Consider the following 22685-nt stretch of genomic DNA (forward strand, 5'->3'; position numbering starts at 1 on the left):
AATGATAATTCTATGTTGTAAAACCAAGGTAGTATGTTGTAAGCGGCAGTTTATTGATAGTAACATTTTACCAAGCAATGCTCAGTTAGGTTCCAAAAAAAAGTTGCTGTTTTTAAGGCTTTTAGGCACACAAGCCCATGACCAAATTATATTGGTTAAGTATGAAGAGAGAAATTAAAAACGAAGAAGTGATTTAGAAGGCCAAAACGTGAAACAGTACTCTGAAACCTATTGTATAACTTCCTCTGTAATTAATTCTTTATAAGTTTCTTCCATTGATTTTTTAGCAGGCATAAACCTTTCATTGCAAAATGGAAATGGCTTTGCAGGTTCTCTTTTTGGAGGCAAAGCGGTATAGACATCAATGGGGATATATTTGAATTTTCCAACACTATAAAGTTTAATGGCCAACATGCCATCATCACATCCAGATACCGCCCTTAGATCCGTTTCATATCCAATAGGAAGAATGGAATCTCTCCGTATGGCCATGCAAACTGCCCTTATGTGTTTAATTTTAGTGGTGAAATCCTGAGATAGCCTCCATCTGAAATAAATGTTTTTCAGTTTGTTCCGAAACTTCATTTTGGAAGAAAGTTGAAAATCATCTTCGTAACTTTTTGAAACAGAATAGCAAAGCACAAGGTCTTTGTCAACAAAAAAAGGAAGAGCCATTTTATCTATATAGTATGGATCATATATAGAATCTGGATCCATGGTACATACAATTTGCCCTTTGGCCTCTTCCAATCCTCTTTGTCTTGCATAGGTTATTCCCTGCTGTTTTTCACTAACAACTTTAGCACCCAATTGTTCAAGAATTGACAAACTTTCATCATCAGCATTATTTTCTACAAAAATGACTTCGTAGGGAATAATTGTCTTAAGATTGGCCAAAGAATATATATGTGCGACCAAAGTTTCCTTTGCTCTGTAAATTGGTACAATTAAGCTTACCGTTGGTTTTTTAACAGCAGCCAACAGCTCAAAATACGCAGTTAGCTTATTAAAATCATCATCGTTCAAGCTTTTTGGTGTTGCTCCAAAGTAAGGTTTGTAAGCTGTTACTTTCATCTTTTGAACTCTTTTTAGCTGTGTGGATTAGACACGGTCAGAACTGAGAATGTAATTGGTCTTTGTAGTATTCATGATTTCTGAAATACTCTGGTTCTGCCTTCCTATTAAAGAGATAACCTTATTCTGCTTTCCAGATTTCTGATAGAGCTTTTCAAAGAAGTGGGCAGCTGCTGAATCCAACATGGTTACTTTTTCTAAACTAACCACAATATTTTCATTGCGTTCCAAGATGGAATCAAAATATGAATTCAACGCACTTACATGTTGTATAGATACTTTTCCCAATATTTCAAAGATTCCCCGACTCTCCCTTATTTCTAATGACATAGGCTAAAAGATTTAATTATTAAATTCCAATCTGTTCAACATTTTCACAAAGCGTCTATTATATTAACGTAAAATGATATATAAATTGTAGTATTTTTCTTTCTTTTATAAAAGATTCAATCGCTGCATCAACTCCGGTCTATTAGATCTACTAATTGGAATAACACTTCTTTCTATTAAAACACTATTGTCTTGTATGTCGATTATTTGAGTGAAATTTATTATGAACGAACGATGGATTTGAAGAAACCTGCACTCTGGTAATTTTTCTTTTATTTTCTTCAGTGTCGAGTGCACTCTGTACCTTTTAATCTGTGTTTGTATCTCTATATAGTCTCCTTTTGCTTCTATTAGCAAGATATCCTTGAACTTTAGCTTTATCAATCGTCGGTCTATATTAATATAAAGATCTTCATCTTCGTTCTGGACTGTATTTATTTCTGTTTGTTCCTGTGATATTTCACCAAATGTATTTTCCAATTTGGAGGCACATTTTTGAAAACGCTCAGAAGAAATTGGCTTAACCAGATAATCAACTATAAATTCATATTGATAAGCCTCTATGGCAAAGTCTTTGTCAGACGTGGTCAACACAATTTTTGGAGGATTGCTCACTGTTTCTATAAAATCAATCCCAGAGAGCTTGGGCATATGAATATCCAAAAAAATTAAATCTACCTGGGTGTGTTTAATAAACTTAAGCGCTTCCAATGCATTTGGAAACTCCGCTACCAACTCCATGTCCGGAATGGTTTTACAAAGTTCTTCCACAATGGCTCTTGCACTTGCCTCATCATCCACAATAATACACCTCATCTTAAGCTATCTTTAAAATAAATTCCTCAATGGATTTTAAAATCTCATAAAACTCATCTTTGAGCTTTGTATCTCCATACTTTAGGTCTTCTTCATATTTAATCGCAAGCTTATACCCGCTATTAAGTCCTAGAATACCAAGTTTGTGTTTTATCTTATGTACAATCTTTGCAGATTCTTCGAAGTTATCTTGCTCTAGATTTTCTACATATTCGTTTTTCTCCTTTGGAAACTCCGTCTGGATAATCGTTAAGAATTTCTTTTCAAATTCCTCATTCCCTCCTGAAATTTCCTTTATATAATCAAGATTTGGTTTCTCTGTCATTATGGTCATTTTTTATTGTAAAAAAGAAAGTGGTACCCATGCCTTCTCCAGATGAGAGCCAGATATCACCTTTATAATAATTTATAATTTTCTTTACCAGTGCAAGACCTATTCCTGTGGCTCCTGAGTTATTTTCAAGTTTTTTAAACATGTCAAAAATACCTGCTTGCAAGTGTTTGGGAATTCCCTTCCCATTATCCGTTACACTAAATAGCCAACCATCCTTTTCTTCTTTTACATCTACAATCACTTGTCCATATCTTCTATCTTCCGTGGCGGTAATTGCATTGGTAATTAAATTCTTGAACAATTGCTCTATTCGGTATTTGCCCGTATATAGTTTAGGTAGTTTTTTACCTTTTTTTATCTTGACATTTTCCGGAACAAATACAGTTTGTCCTATTTCATCAATTAACAAATTAAGGTCTATCATTACAGCACTTTCTTGGATAGAGTCTATTGTTGAATGCCGCAGAATACCATCAATTAAACCATCCATTTTAGATAGGTTTTGAAAAATGAGCTGTACATTTTCTTCGTTTTTTTCTTTAAACCCATCTTGTCCGTCCTCGAATACCCAACTCACCAAAGAATGCACGTTTCGTATTGGCGATTTTAAATCGTGTGAAACCATATGGGCATAATTATTCAATGACTCATTCTGCTGTTCCAGATTTTTCAAGAGCATATCTTTTTCCGCCGTTATCTCTACAAGTTTATGCGCCTGCTTTTCTATATCCTCAACTAATTTTTGTGGATTAAAATCCAGTACACCATTTATGCGATCACTTGTTTTGTGCTGCATTGAGGCAACGGCCTTACTTAACGCATCCAATACTTTTCGTTGACTTTCTGCTTCTTGATGCAACCTTTGATTGGCCTGGTACAATTCTTCTGAGCTCAAAGATGTTGCTCTCTGAATCATTTTTAGTTTTTCATCAAAGTCTGAATATGATCTGCTAATGGAATTAAAGAACGCCTCTATTTCTGGGTGCTCTATGAACTCCTTAGGGAAAAATTTCTTTATTTGTCTTTTAAGCAGAGAATGCATTTATTCGCTCAGTAATGTTAGAGTCATGGTTTGGTTGTGCAATTGGCACTCGTTTTTTCCTGCAAATGGCGCCATCTCCCCATAGGAGTAAAACCCTGTAATTTTTGCCTGGTCTCCTATAATTTCGGCCACCTCTTCAATTTCATCTTCGGTTCGTTGGTCCAACACTAACTTCCGACCTACGCAACTTACCAATATGGCCAATTCTGGTTTATTCTTCCTATCCCTCATGGCCAACACTGCAGCATTAGAAGCACCTTCAGCAATATCATCTACAGTGGACATCATTAATTGCACTTTAGCATTCATTGGCACATCACCAGCCAAAATCATTGAATTTTCTGCTTCGTCTATATTAAGAATAGTGCGCACCAATGGTTCGGATTCATCATTCTGTTGAACAGTCAATGGATACAAGAGGGCTGCTTTTGGTAGCTCATCGGCCTTATCTCCTAAATACATTTTATATAGATCCAGTGCTGGTTTTCCATCAATCTCAAAAAGTACATTTCCTTCAGATTTGGTAATAGTTCTCTCTGGGCCAAATGGTGTCCATCCTCCAAAATTTGCATAAGAAACTTCAAAGTCTCCGCCATAAAAACCGATGGCCACTACTTCACCTTGCTTTGGATTTTCATTGTAAGAAGTCAATGTTTTTTCAAACCGGGCCCCATCACCACATAATCCTCCGGTAATGGAGGCATTAAACCCTTCTACAGATTCCAAACCTTCAATTAAACCGCTTCCATTTACAAAACTTCCATCGGAAACAATGAACATGTGCTTAAGCTGTTCTTGGTCAAATCTATTTGAAATAGCCAAACCCAATTTTTCAATATCCCCATGGTTTGAAACGTTTTCACTTACTATATTAAAGCGGGTTTTTTCAAACTCTATAGCTGTTAATGTTATGCTTTCTTCATATACATTAGTTTCCATAATCTCTCCGGAAGTGGACCCAAAAACAAGATGCCCTTTGGGATAGAGTTCCTTTACTTCATTGAACAAATCTTTGGATTCCAATAAATATCTATCTCCAAAAATTAGTACCAATGGCTCTTTTAAAGGTTCATTTTGAGCAAACTCCCATACCCCCCCTTTTAATCGTTTTGCTTGATTTATCTTCATTATTTTCTGTTTTTAAGAATCTTTCTTAAGTGAAAAGTAGAATGTTGTTCCTACTCCTATTTGACTTTCTAACCAGACTTTGCCCTCATATCTATCAATAATCTTTTTAACTATTGAAAGTCCAATTCCCGTTGAACGTTCATTGTTTCCAATAGATTGAAAAATCTGGAAGATTTTTTCATGGTACTCCTTTGGTATTCCCACTCCATTATCTTTTACGCTAAACTCCCAATGTGTGGAGCGCTCTTTATAATCTATCTCTACCAATCCATCTGGCTTATCAATATTTACAACTGCATTGCTCAAAAAGTTCTGGAACAATTGATGGATTTTGGTTTTATCGGCCTTTATAAGTGGTAATTTCTTTTTGGTTTTTATTGTAACATTCTCAGGGATATAAATGATTTCCTTAATTTCATGAATTACCTCATTTACGTTGACTTCCGTATTATCTAAAACATCATTATTAACTGTGGAATATTTTAAAATTCCGCTAATTAATTTGTCCATTCCCTCAATTTTCTCCTGCATCATCTTCAAATTATAAAGACCATTTTCATCCAAAGAATCTTTATAATCATCATAAAGCCAAGTGGCCAAAGCACTTACACTTCTTAACGGTGATTTTAAATCATGAGAAACTATATGTGCATATTCTTGTAAGCCTTTATTACTTGTTTCAAGTTCCCTTAAAAGGTTTTCTTTTTGAAGTTCTAGGTGTTTCTGAGAAGTAATATCCAAATGAATTCCTATGGATCCTATCACATTTCCGGCATCATCAAATCTTGGAGCGCCACTGACCAACCAAAATCGCTTTTCTCCATTGGCAATTTTTACGGCTACCTCATAAGAATCCGAAATTCCTTCTTCTTCCTTCTGGTGTTGTTGCTTTAGATCATCTGTTTCATCACTAATAATGGGAATGGCTTCATAAACATTTTTTCCGATTAACTCATTGGCAGAATACCCTACCATATCGCTAAAACTTTGGTTGATCATTAAAATATTGCCATCGCTGCCAACCTCAACAAGACCAAGGTTCATGTTAGCAATAATGCTTCCGTACTTTTCTTTTTGAATTTCCAAATTCTTTCGGTAGTTCTTTCGTAAAGTCACATCACTATAACTCCATAGATGACCTTGGTACTCTCCATTGCTGAACAAAGGAATATAGTCTCGCTCAAATGTTCTGCCATCCAGAAGTTCCATTTCATCTGCCGTAACCACTTCTTTTTGATCAATAACATGGTCTATCCTTCCTAAAGCCACATCTGGTTCTAAGAACATGTTTTTATACTTGTGTGTAGATTGTTCGCTATTTATTCCTATAAGTGCATCTGGAGAAACAGCAATCCCAAAAAGGTCGCAAAATTTTTGATTGGCCAAGACAATCTTTCTTTCTTGATCTTCTAACAAAATACCTGTCTGAAGGTTCTTGATCAAGTCCGTCATCCGTTCTTCTGATGCCCTTAGTTTTTCTTCAGAAATTTTTTCTTGAGTAATGTCCTCTATCATTGCCACATTATATTCCACATCCCCTTTTCCATCTAAGAGTGAACTCATGGATGTTTTTCCATATAGGGTATCACCATTCTTTTTGCGAAATTTGCGAATTATAGAGAATTTCTTTGTGTCATTTTCTAGACTCTTTTGCAAGAGGTTATCATACAAATTGCTATCCTCTAAAGAGGAAATCTCATCCAACGATAATTTTTTAAGCTCAACTTCTGAGTACCCTAACAACTCAATAAAGGACTTATTGGCCTTTATTATTTTATCCTTCACAATCAACAAAATTCCCAAGGAGGAATTCTCCACAATGATGTCTTGCTGCTTTTTTTGTTTCTCTAAAAGTTGTTTTACCTCAATCTCCTGTGTAATATCCCTTATCACTCCTTGTGCAGCTATGGGACTTCCACTTTCATTATAAATGAGACTTGCATTTATATTTACATACTTCTCTTCTTGATTTTTTGTGATAATTTTTGCGGAATAGTTTTTTAGAACTCCTACTTGCAGTAAAGTTTGAAACGATTCTGCAGTGTATTCCAAATAATCTGGATGTACTATATCTGAAAGACAGATTTTTTCCTTTGTATGATCATACCCCAAAAACTCTTTTGCAGAGGTATTCATATTGATAACGTTAGACATCAAATCCATGACCACATAAGGATCAATAATGTTAACGAAAGCATTGTCTATAGCAGTTCCACCATCATTTAATAAGGTCTCTAGGCGTCCGTTTGCTTCTTTAAGGTGCAAAGAGGCATCATAGAGTTCCTTTGCTTTGTTTTCCAGCAAACTCTCCGCTGTCTTACGGGCCTTTTTCTCCCGTAACAAAGCTCTTTTTAATATGGGAATTTCGTTACTATCCATTTTGGAGGATAGTAAACTTGACTTCTGTTCCGTTTTCATTCAATAGTTTATATTCTACTTTTGCCAACTTTCCAAAGTGTTCAAACGTCTTTACTATAAGCCCGTGCGCTAAAGCATAGAGCCCTCTTGAAGAGCTATAGATCATTTCAAGTGAATTGTCCGTTTTTGAAAGTATTTTAAATTGAGGAAGTTCCGCATCGGGGTAGAGTTTCTTTACATGTATGTGAATATGATCTTCAATACAGTGAAGAAGGCCAATAGGTGTTCTATAACTTGAAACTACTTCTGGATGGGCATCTACAAGCCCCACAAACAAATGATGCCCAAAGGAATACAATAAATCTTCTTGGGAAACACTCTTTTTTTCGCTGAGTTCAGAAATTAAACTCACCATCTCGTTAAAGTCATAAGTGCCTACAGAAGTATATGCACCTCCAGAAGGAAGGTCACAGTTTTCCAATAAGGAATCAACAGTCTCTAGTCCATAAATAGACTCGACCATTTCCATAAACTCAGTAAAAACAATTCCTTTCATAATAAAGAATATTATGATTTAAAAGTAGGAATTGTACTACCTATTTAAAAAAAGAATGTTGTGAAATAAAGAATTTTGTTAGGCTTTAACTAGCTCGCTAACCTCCCAATAGTCAAAAACTTTCTTTAGTTTAGACTCGTAATCTTCATATTTTAAGGGCTTTATGATATATCCAGCGATTCCAATCTCAAAGCATTTTAATAAATCAACGCGATTTTCCGATGTGGTCAAAATAATGGTAGGCAGATACTTAAGTCTATCATCCGCCTTTAAAATAGAAAGGAATTCAATACCACTCATTCGTGGCATATTTAAATCTAGAAGGATAATATCAGGCAAGTTTCCTCCTTTCAAGAATTCCATAGCTTCTTCTCCATTTTTAGCTTCGGTAATCTTATGTTTGGACTGAAACTTAGAAATAGCTCGTTGCAATTTCATAGTTTCTATCATATCATCTTCTATAAACAGAACATTCATGACGCTTTGGATTTAGTATACAAAAGTCTTAAAACACTTTAAGAAAAGGACTACAATTTAGTTAAACAAAAAAGAACTATCGACGAATGGTAGAAATGTTTCGGTTAAATATCAATAAATTTTATTAGGTTACCTCTAAAGTGAATCCAGTTGCTCTTTTAGTTTCTTAGTTAAACCAGAAACCACTAAATCATAAGAATGATTCACTAATTCTCTGGTTAGGTTTGGCGGAAGGTTTTCCAAAAACAGTGTATTCCAATGCTTTTTGCTCATATGATAGCCAGGTGTAATATCTCCATCATACTCCTCTCTTAATACTATTGCTCGCTCTGGGTCACACTTTAGGTTACATTGAGGTGGCATTCTTTCCAAGGGCAACAAAGCAAACATTTTACCCATTACCTTAAATACCAAAGTGTGCTCATCAAAAGGGAATTCTTCTGTCACACCTTTTTTATCAACGCAAAAATTTCTTAGCTCTTCAACGTTCATTTTTATATTCCGTTGGAATCATAAACTATTACCTTTTCCCAAAGATGCTTGCATTCTTCAATAAAAATTAAATGGGCTTCTTCTTTTTGATATCCCTCTTGTGCTTCCGCAGACTCAAACGTTACTATTAATGAATAGGTGAATGACCCATCAACAACATCCCTGCTAGATTTTGGCGGTGTACCTATAAAATTGGTTTTTGCATATTTGGAGTTCTTAAGAAAGGTTTTCAAAGAAGTTTCAAATTTTGTTTTGTCCGCACTATTATCAGGGTTTTTAAACCAAAAATATACGGTATGCGCAAAGGTCGAATCAAAGGTTTTCATAGTGTCTTTAGTTTGTGCAAAACTAGTGGCAGTTACAAAGCCAATCAATAGTAAAATTAAAATTCCCGTTTTCATAATTATTTATTCTTCCAAAATATTTTTTTCTCTATTCGTAATTTCCAATGCTGAGTAATCTAGAGTCCATCCTATGGTCTCAACAATTTTCTCAACTAGCAATACAGCTTGCAAAGCTTCTTTCCTTGCCGTGACCATTAAACCACTTTCTGGTATTTTTTGTTTGATATGATCTTTAGCCTCCAAGTTCAGCTTAGTTAAATCATCTGGTGAAAAGCTATTGAAGAGTCCATTTTTAATATCATAAAACTGAAGGTCAGGTTCAATGGATAAAATTTCTGGTTCTGGAAAGTCTGCGAGTATAATCCGCTTATTTTCATTATCTGCCTTTAAATTCAATTTCTTTAGGTCGTATCCAATATGTGCTTTTGCCTTTACAACAATCAAGGCCTTTTTCTTACTGCTTAGAAGACTCATAAAGCCTTCTTTAATGTTTTCATAGTGGTAAATCTCTGCAAAATCCCCTTCTACAGAAATCAATTTACATACGCTTTGGATTTTGTCCAATAAGACCGTGGACTGCTGTTTGGTGAGTTCTTTATTTTTTTTTCTTCGAAACAAGGAGAATAGCCAATACATTAGTATTGCCCCTAGAATAAGACCCAAAAAAGCTTCTAAAATACTATCCATGCTTCTTTCCTATTTCTCCCAAATGGGTAAATTTAAATCCTTTTTCATATTTGAGGCCATAGCCAAAAAATCTATCCATAGCTGCGTGGGAAAAAATTATGATTCCCATAAGTTCAAAAATCTGCAGGTTCAAATAACTAATCCCAATTAAATATAGCAAAATGGCAATACCTCTATGATGTAATACATTATAAGCAAACGCTCCTACTCTATTACCTGCCAAATACCCTAGCATTCCAATATCTGGCACTAACAACAATACAAAAAACCACCACCAAGACAAATCCATTTTCATAAAAAGAAAGAACCCAAAGATCAATAGCATCAATTCTTCCAATTTCAGGATACTTTTCATCAATTTTCAATTTTATATAGCACTGGCCTACTTGGACTGGCATCATTTTCAAAAGGAGCAACATGGAGGTTTAAAAAATAGCAACCATCTTCTATCTCATTCCCCACATAGATAAACTCTGTAATTGTCGCATTTAATCTTGGTTTACCATTCATCCTCCAAAAGGCATTATGTGCCAAAAGAGCACCTCCGTCTTTTTCCTTGTCCACAGAAGGAAGGTCAATTAATAAGTGTGATATCCCCTTATCAACCAAATAACTAGCCGCCGCCTCTAACAGGTAAGGTGGGTTTTCATTGGAATACTTCATCGACTTCTTGTTTTCAAGGTTCGGAATGGTTCTAATGATCAATGCCTCCCGTTTTTTATTCCCTAAAGCATATTTTAATTGCTTTTCCGATATCACAAAATCTTCTCCAGATTTTTCTGGGGCAACAGTTATCACTTCAGCTAAAAAAAAGAATTGTTTTAGTTCTTGATTTACGGAGTAAAACGCCTCAGTAATATGACCCAAACATTCTGTATGCGTCACATGAGAATGCGGATTGAACCAAATGTCGTTAAAGTTGGTAGATGCCCCTTCAGAAACTTTCCCTACGAAATCGCCCTCCTTATGCGGTTCAATTTTAGGTGGGTCCAAGTACCACGCATTTACATTTCCACTACCATCTTGAAGCGAAATGGAGATATCCAGTGGATTGGATAAATCTATTTTATAATTCTTGGAATTGTATTTAATGCTAGCAATCATGATTCCAAATTAATCATAAAAAGGTCCGATGCAATTCCATCAACAAGAAACTTTCCTTTTTTGGTTGCCAACAATTTTCCATCATCCACAAAAAGTAGATGCTTCTCCAAGTATTTTTTGGCCTGCTTGTTTAAATAATCAAGATAAGCCTGTCCATAGTTAAGTTCTATTTTTTCCAAGGAAACGCCCCAAATAGTTCTCAACCCGGTCATCACGTACTCATTATATCTATCTGTTTTGGACAAGGTTTCTGTCTCCTTGGGCAGTACCTCTCCTTCTAAAGCTTTTATATATTTTGGGTTGTTCCTAATGTTCCAACTCCTATTTTGCCCATCAAAAGAGTGAGCTGAGGGACCAATACCAATATATTTTTTCCCTTGCCAATACGAAGTATTGTTTTTTGAAAAACACCCTTGTTTTCCAAAGTTGGAAATCTCATAATTCACAAAGTCATTTTTCTCCAAAACATCCACCAATATGTTAAACTGTTCCTGCGCCTGTTCGTCATCCACATTGTCCACGATTCCTTTTTCTATGAACTTTTTAAGTGCCGTTTTTGGCTCAACTGTTAATGCGTAGCTAGAAATATGAGGAAGTTCAAAAGAAAGTGCTCTTTCAATATTAGCTTTCCACCTATTGTTATCCATACCTGGAATTCCGTAAATTAAATCGATTGAAATATTATCAAAGTACTGAGTTGCCATTGACAATGAATTAACTGCTTCATCAGATGAATGCGCACGGTTCATCAACTTTAAATCTTCATCAAAAAAAGATTGGATGCCTATACTAAGACGATTAATAGGGCTATTGGATAGCTCAATGATTTTATCATCCGTTAAATCATCAGGGTTGGCTTCTAAAGTAACTTCTGGGTTTTCAACAACCTTGTAATTTTCTTGGACAGTTTTTACCAAAATTTCTATTTCAGCGGTAGTCAAAACAGATGGTGTTCCACCTCCAAAATATATGGTTTCTACCTTATGATTTTCAAACTCATCTTTTCGGAGTTCAATTTCCTTTTTGATTGCTAGCAACATGACTTCTTTCTTTCCCATTTGAGTAGAAAAATGAAAATCACAATAATGGCAAGCTTGTTTACAAAATGGAATATGGATATAGATTCCGCTCATTTAGATTTCAACTTGCTCGGGTTTTGTTTTACAAAAGCATCCCATCCGGTGTAGTGTTTTCCAACCTCAACTCGACCTTCATTATAAAAATGGCATACTGCGGCAGCGAGCCCATCTGTGCTATCCAAGTTTTTGGGCAGAGTTTTCAGCTTCAACATACTTTGAAGCATTTTTGCCACTTGCTCTTTACTAGCATTTCCATTACCCGTTATGGCCATTTTAATTTTTTTGGGCATGTATTCTGTTATGGGAACTTGCCTAGAGAGTCCAGCAGCCATGGCAACACCTTGGGCCCGACCGAGTTTGAGCATGGATTGAACATTCTTGCCATAAAAAGGAGCTTCAATGGCAATCTCATCTGGGTGAAAGGTATCTATCAACTCAAGGGTACGTTCAAAAATCAATTTAAGCTTGGTATAGGGGTCATCGTATTTTTTTAGCATCAACTCGTTCATTTGAACAAAATGCATCTGCTTATTAATCACCTTGATGATTCCGAAACCCATGACCGATGTGCCTGGGTCAATCCCTAAAATGATTTTTTCTGTTGCCAAGTTTTTAATTGGTGTTTAATACTATGGGAAGTCTAAACTTTAAACCTACTGGAATACCTCTTTTTAAAGCAGGGGCCACCGTTGTTAAATCGTTCAATCGGTCAGATATTTTGGCATTAAAATCTGATATCTCATTTAAGATAGCAGTATTCTCCTCAACATTTAAAACCGATATAAATCCATGCTCATCAATTGAAAAATCTATGTACATAGTATCGTTCAAATCCTTATCCACTTGAAATTGCAATCCTTCCAATGCTTTGGAAAAATGATTAAGCATTACACTCTGAAAACATTCCCGTTGTGCTTGCTTGGTTGCCGTTTCATCACAATCTTCAAAAAGTGGATATTGGTCAACATCGTTCCAATCAATGGACAACAACTCTTCATTGACCATTTTTTGAGTCTTATCTTCCTTGGACATAAAGAGTTCGCAAGAGGCAAGTAAACCTAAACAGGATATCAATAAAAACTTACGCATACAGCCCCTAATATTTGGCTGAAATTACGACTTTTTGACCATATTTCACTAACTACATTTTGTCATAGTACTAGTCCCCCTTGTAACAAATAGCAGCTATATTTGTCTTATAGTCAAAACCAAAAAATGGACATTGCTTTACTTGTTTTAGGGTTTATATTAATGCTAGTAGGTATTTTGGGTAGTTTTCTACCAGTGTTACCCGGTCCACCGGTAAGTTGGCTAGGATTATTGCTGTTGTATTTGACCAAAGCTGTTCCAGGTGATTGGTGGATGCTGGGTATAACGCTCTTTTTTGCGCTACTGATTACGGTAATGGATTATGTGATTCCAGCCATGGGGACTAAAAAATTTGGCGGCAGTAAAGCAGGTATGTTAGGGACCGTAATCGGATTGTTGGTCGCTATATTTTTCCCCATATTAGGCCCGTTCGGAATTATCATTTGGCCTTTTGTAGGTGCTTTGGTTGGCGAACTTATTAATAAAGCAGATCAAAAAACCGCATTGAAAGCTGCTTTTGGTTCCTTCTTAGGCTTTTTGACTGGAACATTTATGAAGTTCTTAATAGGGGTAATCTATTTTGGGATCTTTATTTGGAAAGCCATTGAATACGGCTCGGAACTGTTCACCTTTAGTTAATCAAACCACTCTACTTTTTCTTCAATAGGAGTTCTTGTTGATGGTTCTACCGGATTATCATAATACCCCATATATAGGAATCCAAGACATTTCTCACCTTCATTAAAATTGAAAAACTCATCCATGTATTTTATCAAACCAGGAGAACTCCAATAACATCCAATTCCCATTTCCGTGCTGCAAAGCCACATATTTTGCACTGCCATCGCCGTAGCTGCCAATTCTTCCCACTCGGGTATACATTCATTAGAATCACGTTGCATACAAATGGCAATTACCACTCCTGAACGAACTGGATTATCTTGCAGTTTTTTGATTTTTAATTGTTTGGGTTTGGGGTCCACTTCTTGGTATTTATCCGACAGAAAATTTCCCAAAGCTTCTTTTTTTGCGCCCATCAACACTTTAAATCGCCAAGGTTCGGTCTTTTTATGGGTAGGTGCCCAGTTGGCTGCTTCCAACAACTCCTCAATGGTTTCTTTTGAGATGGGCTTATCATTATATTGAGCGGGAAAAACACTTCGTCTTTTCTTAATTATATCAAATGCCATAGTCTATATTTTAAGCTTTTCAAAGTTACACTTTGGAAAATTTTTATGCTATAGTTTTAAAAGTAAATCAATACAATTTTGTAGTACTGGATTTCGGTTGTCCTCTTTCCAGACCATAGATAAAATAGCCCGTTGTTTAATCTTTTTGAGTTCGATGAATTTTACTTTCATTTGAAAACCGTATTGCAACGCAGTGGGCACTATTGCAATGCCTAATTTATTTTCCACCAATTTAAAAACAGTTTGAGCATGTACCGATTTATGGGAAACATTGGGTGAAAAACCAGCATCTTCGCAAATGCTTAGAACGGTATCATAATATTGAGGGCTATAATCCTGTGAGAATAGGATAAAATCATCCGTAGCGACTTGATTAATGCTTTTAAAATCTTTCTCATTCAATATATGGTCCGCTGGCAAAACCAACGAAAAGGTATCTTCAAAAACAGGTTTCAATTTCAGCCCTTTTGGCACTCTTGATAACCGCACAAACCCTAAATCCAATTTATCCCTTAGAATAGCACTTATCTGAGCTCTGTTTGAAAGTTCTTCAAGGCTGGTATGTATGAAAGGGAACTTTTCCTTTAAATCCAGCAATAAATTTGGTATTACATTCTGCATTGCAGAACCTAAAAACCCAATTCTAATTTCACCTAAATGCCCCTCACCAATAAGTTTTAATTGTTTTTTGGTCTGCTCCAAATGGTTCAGTATAAACTCTACTTCCCCTTTTAAAAATGCTCCAGCTGGTGTTAACCTAACTTTTTTCTTATCTCTAATAAAAAGTTGGGTTTGGAGAATTCCTTCCATCTGCTTGATTTGCGTACTCAGTCCGGGTTGGGATATAAACAGCTTTTCTGCTGCCTTTCTATAGTGCAATTCTTCGGCCACAGCCAAAAAATAAATGAAATGTCGTAATTCTATCTGATAATTCATAGTTATTAAATACTACAAAAATAAGTATTGGCAATTATTAATCATACAGGGTATCTTTATAAATCTCAAATTATACATATGCAACTACCCAAAACATTTCATTTTGGCGAACATCATCTAACTGCAAGTATCGCCATAGGCATCGCAAAGGGTTCGGTCAAAGGAATTATATCAGCAGATTATATCAAGAAAATTGAGGTAAGCAACCTTCGCGTTCAAAACATTGTTGCCAAAGGTGACACTGTTTATGGTATAAATACGGGCTTCGGACCTTTGTGCAATACCAAGATTTCCAAGGAGGATACTAAAATTCTTCAATCCAATATTTTACAAAGTCATAGTGTTGGAGTGGGAAAACCCATATCCAAAGAACTTGCCAAGCTAATGCTTATCTTAAAAATCCATGCCCTTGCCAAAGGATATTCGGGTATCGCAATTGCCACAATTAATCGAATGCTCTGGCATTTGGAGCATGATGCTATTCCTGTGGTTCCGTCACAAGGTTCAGTAGGAGCTTCTGGTGATTTGGCTCCCCTCTCCCATTTATTTCTTCCCTTAATCGGGCTAGGCAAAGTAAATTATAAAGGAGAAACCATTACTACCGATCAGCTATTTAAGAAAACTGGACTTCAGTCTTTGGGACTTGGTCCAAAGGAAGGTTTGGCGCTCATCAACGGCACACAATTCATTGCTACACACGGCATATTGGTCCTACAAAAACTGCAATATTGCCTAAGACATGCCGATATTATTGGAGCTATGATGCTGGAAGGACTTCAAGGCTCTATGAAACCTTTTCATGAAGAACTGCATACACTTCGCCCTTTTAAAGGAAACCAACATGTGGCCGGAAGAATACGAACACTGCTCCAAGGTTCCGAAATTTTGGAAGACCATATCGACTGTGAACGAGTCCAAGATCCGTACTCGCTTCGTTGCATGCCTCAAGTACACGGTGCATCTAGGAATACATGGCTGCACTTAAAAGAACTGTTGGAGGTGGAACTTAATTCTGTTACTGACAATCCGGTAATCATCAATGATGAGTTGACCATAAGTGGAGGTAATTTTCACGGACAGCCCTTGGCCATGGCTTTGGACTACGCCGCACTGGCAGCTTCAGAATTAGGGAGCATTTCGGACCGAAGAATTTATTTGGCACTTGAAGGGAATAGTCCAGGAGTGCCTAAATTGTTGATGGGAGATACTGGAATCAATTCTGGATACATGATTTTACAGTATACAACAGCAGCATTGGCCAGTGAAAATAAAAGTCTTTGTTTTCCGGCGAGCGCGGATAGTATCCCAACCTCTTTAGGACAAGAAGATCATGTAAGTATGGGATCCATAAGTGGGAGAAAAGCGCTCCAAATTATTGAAAATGTTGAAAAGATATTGGCCATTGAGCTATTAACCGCCGCTCAAGCCTTTGAATTCAGAAAACCTTTAAAATCAGGGGTGGTATTGGATGAAATTCATAAATTCATAAGAACCAAAGTTCCCTTTGCAGATAGCGATCGTGTTTTTGCCGATGATATTGAAAAAGGAATAGAGGTCATCCAAAAAGGTGAAATTATTGCACTGGTAGAACAAACCATGGCAGCAAAAAACCTTCAATGGAACGCTCCTTATCTGGAAGAATTTGAAACATACTAACACATGAGCAAACTACTATTAATAGGACCCTTTACGCAATTGCTTCCCATGTCGGGTTTGCCTTTGAAAGGAGCACTGTCCGATGAGCAATTGGTAATCATTGAGCAAGGGGGTATTCTTATTTCCGAAGGAAAAATCAAAGCTGTTGGCAATTTTGAGGATTTAAAGTCCGATGCGGTCGACATCCACCATATTGAAGGACAGCATGTTTGCCTTCCCGGGTTTGTAGATGCCCATACCCATATCTGTTTTGGTGGTTCACGAGCTAGGGATTATGCTTATAGAAATTCTGGAAAGACATATCTGGAAGTTGCCAAAGCCGGAGGCGGTATATGGGACACTGTGACTCAGACTCGCAAAGCTTCGCAGGAGGATTTGATTGAAGGCATTATTTCAAGGAGCAAAACCCATCTGGAAAATGGTACGACAACCATAGAAGTAAAAAGCGGTTATGGGCTTTCCGTTGATGAGGAACTTAAAATGCTCAGAGCCATAAAACAGGCCAATGAAAAAACCAATGCCGACCTTGTAGCAACCTGTTTGGCTGCACATATGAAACCAAAAGATTGGAGTAGTGACAAAAATTATCTGGAGGAAATTGCCTCACAACTATTTCCAATATTAAAATCTGAAGGACTTAGCAATCGGATTGATGCTTTTATTGAAGAAAGTGCATTTTCAGCATTGGAGATAGCTCCCTATTTCAAAAAGGCAAAAGCAAAGGGATTTGATATAACAGTGCATGCCGATCAATTTACTACTGGCGGAAGTGAAGTGGCCATCCATTTTGAGGCTATAAGCGCAGACCACTTGGAAGCCAGTACCGAGAATGAAATTCAATTATTGGCCAACAGCAACGTCATTTCCACGGCATTACCAGGAGCTTCGCTTGGTTTAGGATGCGACTTTACCCCTGCCCGAAAGCTATTAGATGCAGGAGGAGCATTAGCAATTGCCAGTGATCATAATCCTGGTTCGGCACCCATGGGCCATTTGCTCACCCAAGCAAGTATCCTAGGGACCTTTGAAAAACTCTCAAATGCAGAAATATTGGCTGGGATTACATTCAGGGCAAGTGCCGCTTTGAATTTGGCAGACCGGGGCACTTTGGAAGCAAACAAAATTGCAGATTTTGTTGTTTTCCAAACAGAAAACTATCAAGAAATCACCTATCATCAAGGACAGTTAAAGCCCAATATGGTGTGGAAAAAAGGTAGAATAGTCCATCAAACCAAATGAAAACCGGAGCATAAATAATAAAAAATGAACGACTCTTTGATTAGTGATATCGTCAGTATTTTGAAAAACTCATTTGAGAGAGGTGAATCAATTTCCTTACATAAGCTTCTTGGAACGATTGATGCTAAACATCACTTGATTCTCAATTTAGATGAGCTAAACTCAGCAATTAAGTTAGTAGGTGGTTGCCAAGTAATTACAAATGAGGAGAATACTATTTTGAGCTCTGTTGAACTCATCGAAAGAACCGACTACGTTACCAAAGGTGATATAAATAAGGCATTCAAAATTTATGAAAACCTCATTAAACGATCAAAATGAGCACCCCAATGAACAGATTCCAAAAACAAATCCTCCAAGGGATTCCCGAAAATCTTCCTTCAAAAAGAGAGTATCCAAAAATGGGAAATCCAGCTCCCAAGCGAAAAGATATTTTATCAAAAGAAGAGAAAAAACTGGCCGTTCAAAATGCATTACGATACTTTCCAAAGGCTTGGCATGTAGAATTGGCCAAAGAGTTTGCCAACGAACTCAACAGCTATGGTAGAATCTATATGCATCGGTTTAAACCAGAGTATCAGATGTATGCCCGACCCATCTCTGAATACGCGGCCAAAACGAAGCAGGCTGCTGCAATTATGCTGATGATTCAGAACAACCTTGATCCCGCTGTGGCACAACATCCTGAAGAACTTATTACCTATGGTGGTAATGGTGCAGTCTTTCAAAACTGGGCGCAGTATCTGTTGACCATGAAATATCTTGCTGAGATGACCGAGGAACAAACATTGCATATGTACTCCGGACATCCCATGGGATTATTTCCTTCCTCAAAAGAAGCCCCCAGAGTAATCGTCACCAATGGTATGATGATTCCCAATTACTCACAACCAGATGATTGGGAAAAATTCAATGCACTTGGCGTTACTCAATACGGTCAAATGACAGCAGGCTCCTTTATGTACATTGGCCCTCAAGGCATCGTACATGGAACGGCAATTACTGTGATGAACGCTTTCAGAAAAGTATTGGATAAAGACGAATCACCTAATGGAAAGGTGTTTCTAACCGCTGGTTTAGGTGGTATGAGTGGTGCCCAGCCCAAAGCAGGAAACATTGCCGAATGTATTACCGTTTGTGCGGAAGTAAATCCCGAAGCAGCTAAAAAAAGACATCAACAAGGTTGGGTAGATGAATTATTGACGGATATACATGAACTTGTTCAAAGAACAAAAACCGCCATTGCTCAAAATGAAGTGGTCTCTTTAGCTTATATCGGAAACGTGGTAGAAGTTTGGGAACAATTCTACGAGGAAGACGTTTTTGTCCACTTGGGTTCTGATCAAACCTCCTTGCACAATCCATGGGCAGGCGGATATTACCCTATAGGGTTATCCTTTGAAGAATCTAATACCATGATGGCCGAAAATCCCACCGAGTTCAAGAAAAAAGTACAGGAATCGTTACGAAGACAAATTACCGCTATCAACAAGCACACAGCAAAGGGCACCTATTTTTTCGACTATGGCAATGCTTTTTTGCTTGAAGTTTCAAGAGCAAGTGGTGAGGTCATGGCCACAAACGGTATCGATTTTAAATATCCTTCCTATGTACAAGATATTTTGGGTCCCATGTGTTTTGATTATGGCTTTGGGCCATTTAGATGGGTCTGTACTTCTGGAAATCCAGAAGATCTACAAAAAACAGATGCTATCGCTTTGGAAATCATGAAGCAAATCAAGGCTGAAGCCCCTGAAGAAATCCAGCAACAAATGCAGGACAATATTAAATGGATTGAAGAAGCGGAACAGAACAAATTGGTAGTCGGTTCGCAAGCTCGAATTTTATACGCCGATGCCGAAGGCCGAGCCAAGATTGCAGACGCTTTTAATACCGCTATTTCCAAAGGTGATATTTCCGCTCCAGTGGTCTTGGGACGTGATCATCATGATGTAAGTGGTACAGATTCTCCCTTTAGGGAGACCAGTAATATTTACGACGGCAGCAAGTTTACGGCTGATATGGCCATTCACAATGTAATTGGCGATAGCTTTAGAGGCGCTACTTGGGTCTCCATCCATAATGGTGGTGGTGTTGGCTGGGGCGAAGTCATGAACGGAGGTTTTGGGATGGTCTTGGATGGTTCGAAAGAGGCTTCACGTAAATTGAAAAGCATGTTGTTTTATGATGTAAACAATGGTATTTCAAGAAGAAGCTGGGCCAGGAACAAGGAAGCTTTATTTGCCATAAAACGTGAAATGGAACGAACTCCCAATTTAAAAGTAACTTTACCCAATCTGGTGGAATCGGATATATTGGACCATCTTTTTGATGCATAATGAAACACTACACAAACCCAAATACAGCTATTTGGCATGGAAGAGTCAGCAATAAGTACCTGTACCTCCATGAAAAAGTGCGATGCACTCCTTTAAATGAAATTTCTGAACCCGCTAAAAAATCCATAGCATTATTAGGATATGCCTGTGACGAAGGAGTAAAACGAAATCAAGGTAGAATTGGAGCTGCAAAAGGTCCTGAAGTTATTAAAACCAGCCTAGGGAAATTTCCAAATCATCTTGCCAGTACTGTAGTATTGCAAGATACCGGCACTATAACCTGTAAAGATGAAAATATGGAAGCTGCTCAAGAAGCGCTTTCAAAAGCAGTTTCCACACTTCTGAAAAAAAAGCAGTTTCCCATAATTTTGGGTGGCGGTCACGACATGGCCTATGGACATTACCATGGGATTCAAAACTACTTGGATTCAAAAAAAGAAGGGCAGACAATCGGAATAATTAATTTTGATGCGCATTTTGATCTTCGGAAACCTTCGGATAATAACAATTCCGGAACCCCTTTCTATCAAATAGCAACACAATCCAAAAAAGAAAATTGCTCCTTTAATTATTTATGCCTTGGTATTCGGAAAGATGCCAATGACCGGACACTTTTTGAGACTGCCAAAGAATTAGATGTTAAATACGTACTATCCGATACCTTTCAGATGCAATTTCTGGATGAGATCAATACTTGGATCAATGCTTTTATTAAAACTGTGGACAAGGTTTATGTAACCATAGATTTAGACGGTTTTTCTTCCGCTTATGCACCTGGAGTAAGTGCCCCCTCTCCTATGGGATTCACACCACAAATTGTTGTGGAATGCCTTAAAACCATCATTGGTTCGGGAAAATTGATTAGTATGGATGTTGCTGAGATGAATCCTAAATTTGATATTGATGGGCAAACGGCAAAGTTGGCCGCATCATTACTTCATCACATTATACACACCATCTACTAGAACCTTTTCCAACAAAAAAAGCCTTCCATATGGAAAGCCTTTCATTGGTGAGCATCGTTTGATGCTTCAACCTGATTCCAATCTAATCATAGATAGGAATCCAACACAACAAGGCAAAGATATAAATGATTTTTCGATAAATAGCAGATACAAATCAATGTATCTCTTTTAATGGAAAATATCCATTTATTAGGAATATTTCCATAATTTAGCTTCCCCTCTCAACTACAAAATGAAAAAGACTATTCTACATTTAGACTTGGATACTTTTTATGTATCTGTAGAACGTATCATCAATACGGAACTAAAAAATCGCCCTTTATTGGTAGGTGGCACCAGTGACCGTGGTGTAGTGGCAGCATGTAGTTATGAGACCCGTGGATTTGGCGTACATTCAGGTATGCCCATGAAAATGGCAAAGGAATTATGTCCTGAGGCTGTGGTCATTAGAGGTAATGCTGGGACTTACAGCAAATATTCTGATATAGTTACAGAAATCATTAAAGAACATGTTCCTCTTTTTGAAAAATCAAGTATAGATGAATTTTATGCAGATCTTTCTGGCATGGACCGTTTTTTTGGTTCGTATAAGTATGCTTCAGAAATGCGGCAAAAAATCATCAAAGAAACAGGATTACCTATTTCATTTGGGCTTTCAGTAAATAAAGTAGTTTCCAAGGTGGCCACTAATGAGGCAAAACCCAATAACCAACTTAAAATAGACCTTGGTCTTGAGAAACCGTTTCTAGCTCCATTATCTATAAAAAAAATTCCTATGGTAGGTGATAAAACATACCAGACGCTGAGGAATTTGGGTATACGGAAAGTGAAAACCGTACAAGAAATGCCCATGGATATTATGCAAAGAGTCTTGGGGGTTAACGGAAGAGTTATTTGGAAACGAGCCAATGGCATGGACAATACCCCGGTGATTCCTTTTTGCGACCGAAAGTCCATCTCCACGGAACGTACTTTTGATCGTGATACTATCGATGTAATCAAACTAAAAGGTATTTTGATTGCAATGACAGAAAATCTGGCATACCAATTACGCCGAGGAGATAAATTGACTGCATGTATCACTGTAAAAATCAGGTACTCAGATTTTAATACGTATTCCAAGCAATTGCGCATTCCTTATACTAGTGCAGACCATATTCTTATTCCAAAGATTCTGGAATTGTTCAATACACTTTATAGCAAACGAATGTTGGTTCGCCTGGTAGGGATTCGCTTTAGTCATTTGGTATCGGGTAATTACCAAATCAACCTGTTTGAAGATACCGAAGAAGTATTAAATCTATATCAAGCCATGGACTATGTTAGAAAAAAGTTTGGAGACCGAACCGTTTGCAGGGCATCAGCTATGGGAGCAAAGACAATAGGAAGAATGCACAATCCATTTAACGGCCAGCCTCCCGTGGTTTTGGCCCATAGAAAACAATAAAAC

The 22685-nt window shown here is 37.2% G+C and carries 26 protein-coding genes; 7 read left to right on the forward strand and 19 right to left on the reverse strand.

Annotated features, from left to right (window positions below; all coding sequences use genetic code 11):
- Window positions 1-228: 228 nt before the first annotated feature.
- The 17 genes from SJY44_RS00225 to SJY44_RS00305 all read right to left on the reverse strand — a co-directional run bounded on the left by SJY44_RS00225 (window position 229) and on the right by SJY44_RS00305 (window position 12910).
- A complete protein-coding gene (locus SJY44_RS00225; protein ID WP_396590779.1) occupies window positions 229-1074 on the reverse strand; it encodes a glycosyltransferase family 2 protein in 846 nt (281 codons plus the stop codon).
- Between the two features lie 27 nt (window positions 1075-1101).
- Window positions 1102-1404 (reverse strand): STAS domain-containing protein, encoded by a 303-nt coding sequence (locus SJY44_RS00230; protein WP_298929778.1) that lies wholly within the window; start codon window positions 1402-1404, stop codon window positions 1102-1104.
- A gap of 105 nt (window positions 1405-1509) precedes the next feature.
- A complete protein-coding gene (locus SJY44_RS00235; protein WP_298929782.1) occupies window positions 1510-2220 on the reverse strand; it encodes a LytTR family DNA-binding domain-containing protein in 711 nt (236 codons plus the stop codon).
- 1 nt (window position 2221) lies between these two features.
- Complete coding sequence (locus tag SJY44_RS00240; RefSeq protein WP_396590780.1) at window positions 2222-2545, reverse strand: Hpt domain-containing protein; 324 nt, start codon at window positions 2543-2545, stop codon at window positions 2222-2224.
- On the reverse strand, window positions 2523-3596 hold the full coding sequence (locus tag SJY44_RS00245; RefSeq protein WP_396590781.1) for an ATP-binding protein: 1074 nt from the start codon (window positions 3594-3596) through the stop codon (window positions 2523-2525). Before SJY44_RS00245 ends, SJY44_RS00240 begins: the two co-directional genes overlap by 23 nt.
- Window positions 3597-4724 carry an FIST N-terminal domain-containing protein gene (locus SJY44_RS00250; protein WP_298929790.1) on the reverse strand — a complete coding sequence of 376 codons (1128 nt, stop codon included), beginning with the start codon at window positions 4722-4724 and terminating at the stop codon, window positions 3597-3599.
- A gap of 12 nt (window positions 4725-4736) precedes the next feature.
- The gene (locus SJY44_RS00255; protein ID WP_396590782.1) at window positions 4737-7142 is read right to left on the reverse strand and encodes a PAS domain S-box protein; all 2406 of its coding nucleotides are present in this window, start codon (window positions 7140-7142) and stop codon (window positions 4737-4739) included.
- Window positions 7096-7638 (reverse strand): heme NO-binding domain-containing protein, encoded by a 543-nt coding sequence (locus SJY44_RS00260; RefSeq protein WP_396590783.1) that lies wholly within the window; start codon window positions 7636-7638, stop codon window positions 7096-7098. Before SJY44_RS00260 ends, SJY44_RS00255 begins: the two co-directional genes overlap by 47 nt.
- Window positions 7639-7716: 78 nt before the next feature.
- Window positions 7717-8115, reverse strand: a complete 399-nt coding sequence (locus tag SJY44_RS00265) for a response regulator (protein ID WP_163421285.1) — start codon at window positions 8113-8115, stop codon at window positions 7717-7719.
- Window positions 8116-8250: 135 nt separating this feature from the next.
- Window positions 8251-8607, reverse strand: a complete 357-nt coding sequence (locus tag SJY44_RS00270) for an MmcQ/YjbR family DNA-binding protein (RefSeq protein WP_396590784.1) — start codon at window positions 8605-8607, stop codon at window positions 8251-8253.
- Window positions 8608-8609: 2 nt separating this feature from the next.
- The gene (locus SJY44_RS00275; RefSeq protein ID WP_298929803.1) at window positions 8610-8933 is read right to left on the reverse strand and encodes a Dabb family protein; all 324 of its coding nucleotides are present in this window, start codon (window positions 8931-8933) and stop codon (window positions 8610-8612) included.
- 81 nt (window positions 8934-9014) lie between these two features.
- Window positions 9015-9638, reverse strand: coding sequence for a DUF4230 domain-containing protein (locus tag SJY44_RS00280; RefSeq protein WP_298929806.1), 624 nt, complete (start codon window positions 9636-9638; stop codon window positions 9015-9017).
- The gene (locus SJY44_RS00285) at window positions 9631-9993 is read right to left on the reverse strand and encodes a DUF4260 domain-containing protein (RefSeq protein WP_396590785.1); all 363 of its coding nucleotides are present in this window, start codon (window positions 9991-9993) and stop codon (window positions 9631-9633) included. The genes SJY44_RS00280 and SJY44_RS00285 overlap by 8 nt, the downstream gene beginning before the upstream one ends.
- Window positions 9993-10742 carry a cyclase family protein gene (locus SJY44_RS00290; RefSeq protein WP_396590786.1) on the reverse strand — a complete coding sequence of 250 codons (750 nt, stop codon included), beginning with the start codon at window positions 10740-10742 and terminating at the stop codon, window positions 9993-9995. Before SJY44_RS00290 ends, SJY44_RS00285 begins: the two co-directional genes overlap by 1 nt.
- Complete coding sequence (gene hemW / locus SJY44_RS00295) at window positions 10739-11875, reverse strand: radical SAM family heme chaperone HemW (protein WP_396590787.1); 1137 nt, start codon at window positions 11873-11875, stop codon at window positions 10739-10741. Before hemW ends, SJY44_RS00290 begins: the two co-directional genes overlap by 4 nt.
- The gene (ruvC, locus tag SJY44_RS00300; RefSeq protein WP_298929818.1) at window positions 11872-12429 is read right to left on the reverse strand and encodes a crossover junction endodeoxyribonuclease RuvC; all 558 of its coding nucleotides are present in this window, start codon (window positions 12427-12429) and stop codon (window positions 11872-11874) included. The genes hemW and ruvC overlap by 4 nt, the downstream gene beginning before the upstream one ends.
- Before the next feature lie 4 nt (window positions 12430-12433).
- Window positions 12434-12910 (reverse strand): hypothetical protein, encoded by a 477-nt coding sequence (locus tag SJY44_RS00305; protein WP_298929820.1) that lies wholly within the window; start codon window positions 12908-12910, stop codon window positions 12434-12436.
- A 126-nt stretch (window positions 12911-13036) separates the two neighbouring features.
- On the opposite strand from SJY44_RS00305, the gene SJY44_RS00310 reads away from it, so the two are divergent.
- Window positions 13037-13549 carry a DUF456 domain-containing protein gene (locus SJY44_RS00310; protein WP_396590788.1) on the forward strand — a complete coding sequence of 171 codons (513 nt, stop codon included), beginning with the start codon at window positions 13037-13039 and terminating at the stop codon, window positions 13547-13549.
- Here SJY44_RS00310 and SJY44_RS00315 read toward each other — a convergent pair.
- Together SJY44_RS00315 and SJY44_RS00320 are read right to left on the reverse strand one after the other, a co-directional pair.
- Window positions 13546-14100: a nitroreductase gene (locus tag SJY44_RS00315; protein WP_396590789.1), complete on the reverse strand. Its 555-nt coding sequence runs from the start codon at window positions 14098-14100 to the stop codon at window positions 13546-13548. The two genes, SJY44_RS00310 and SJY44_RS00315, sit on opposite strands and share 4 nt — an antisense overlap.
- Window positions 14101-14148: 48 nt before the next feature.
- Window positions 14149-15036: a LysR family transcriptional regulator gene (locus SJY44_RS00320; protein WP_298929833.1), complete on the reverse strand. Its 888-nt coding sequence runs from the start codon at window positions 15034-15036 to the stop codon at window positions 14149-14151.
- Between the two features lie 78 nt (window positions 15037-15114).
- On the opposite strand from SJY44_RS00320, the gene hutH reads away from it, so the two are divergent.
- From hutH to dinB, 6 genes are all read left to right on the forward strand, one after another.
- On the forward strand, window positions 15115-16692 hold the full coding sequence (gene hutH / locus SJY44_RS00325) for a histidine ammonia-lyase (protein ID WP_396590790.1): 1578 nt from the start codon (window positions 15115-15117) through the stop codon (window positions 16690-16692).
- 3 nt (window positions 16693-16695) lie between these two features.
- A complete protein-coding gene (gene hutI, locus SJY44_RS00330; RefSeq protein ID WP_396590791.1) occupies window positions 16696-17931 on the forward strand; it encodes an imidazolonepropionase in 1236 nt (411 codons plus the stop codon).
- A gap of 24 nt (window positions 17932-17955) precedes the next feature.
- The gene (locus SJY44_RS00335; protein ID WP_396590792.1) at window positions 17956-18252 is read left to right on the forward strand and encodes a hypothetical protein; all 297 of its coding nucleotides are present in this window, start codon (window positions 17956-17958) and stop codon (window positions 18250-18252) included.
- A gap of 8 nt (window positions 18253-18260) precedes the next feature.
- Window positions 18261-20270, forward strand: a complete 2010-nt coding sequence (locus SJY44_RS00340) for a urocanate hydratase (RefSeq protein WP_396590793.1) — start codon at window positions 18261-18263, stop codon at window positions 20268-20270.
- Window positions 20270-21235 (forward strand): formimidoylglutamase, encoded by a 966-nt coding sequence (gene hutG / locus SJY44_RS00345; protein ID WP_396590794.1) that lies wholly within the window; start codon window positions 20270-20272, stop codon window positions 21233-21235. The genes SJY44_RS00340 and hutG overlap by 1 nt, the downstream gene beginning before the upstream one ends.
- A gap of 232 nt (window positions 21236-21467) precedes the next feature.
- The gene (gene dinB, locus SJY44_RS00350) at window positions 21468-22682 is read left to right on the forward strand and encodes a DNA polymerase IV (protein WP_396590795.1); all 1215 of its coding nucleotides are present in this window, start codon (window positions 21468-21470) and stop codon (window positions 22680-22682) included.
- The last annotated feature ends 3 nt before the right edge of the window (window positions 22683-22685 follow it).

Origin of the sequence: Allomuricauda sp. R78024 (genome assembly GCF_044596045.1) — a bacterium.
GTDB lineage: Bacteria > Bacteroidota > Bacteroidia > Flavobacteriales > Flavobacteriaceae > Flagellimonas.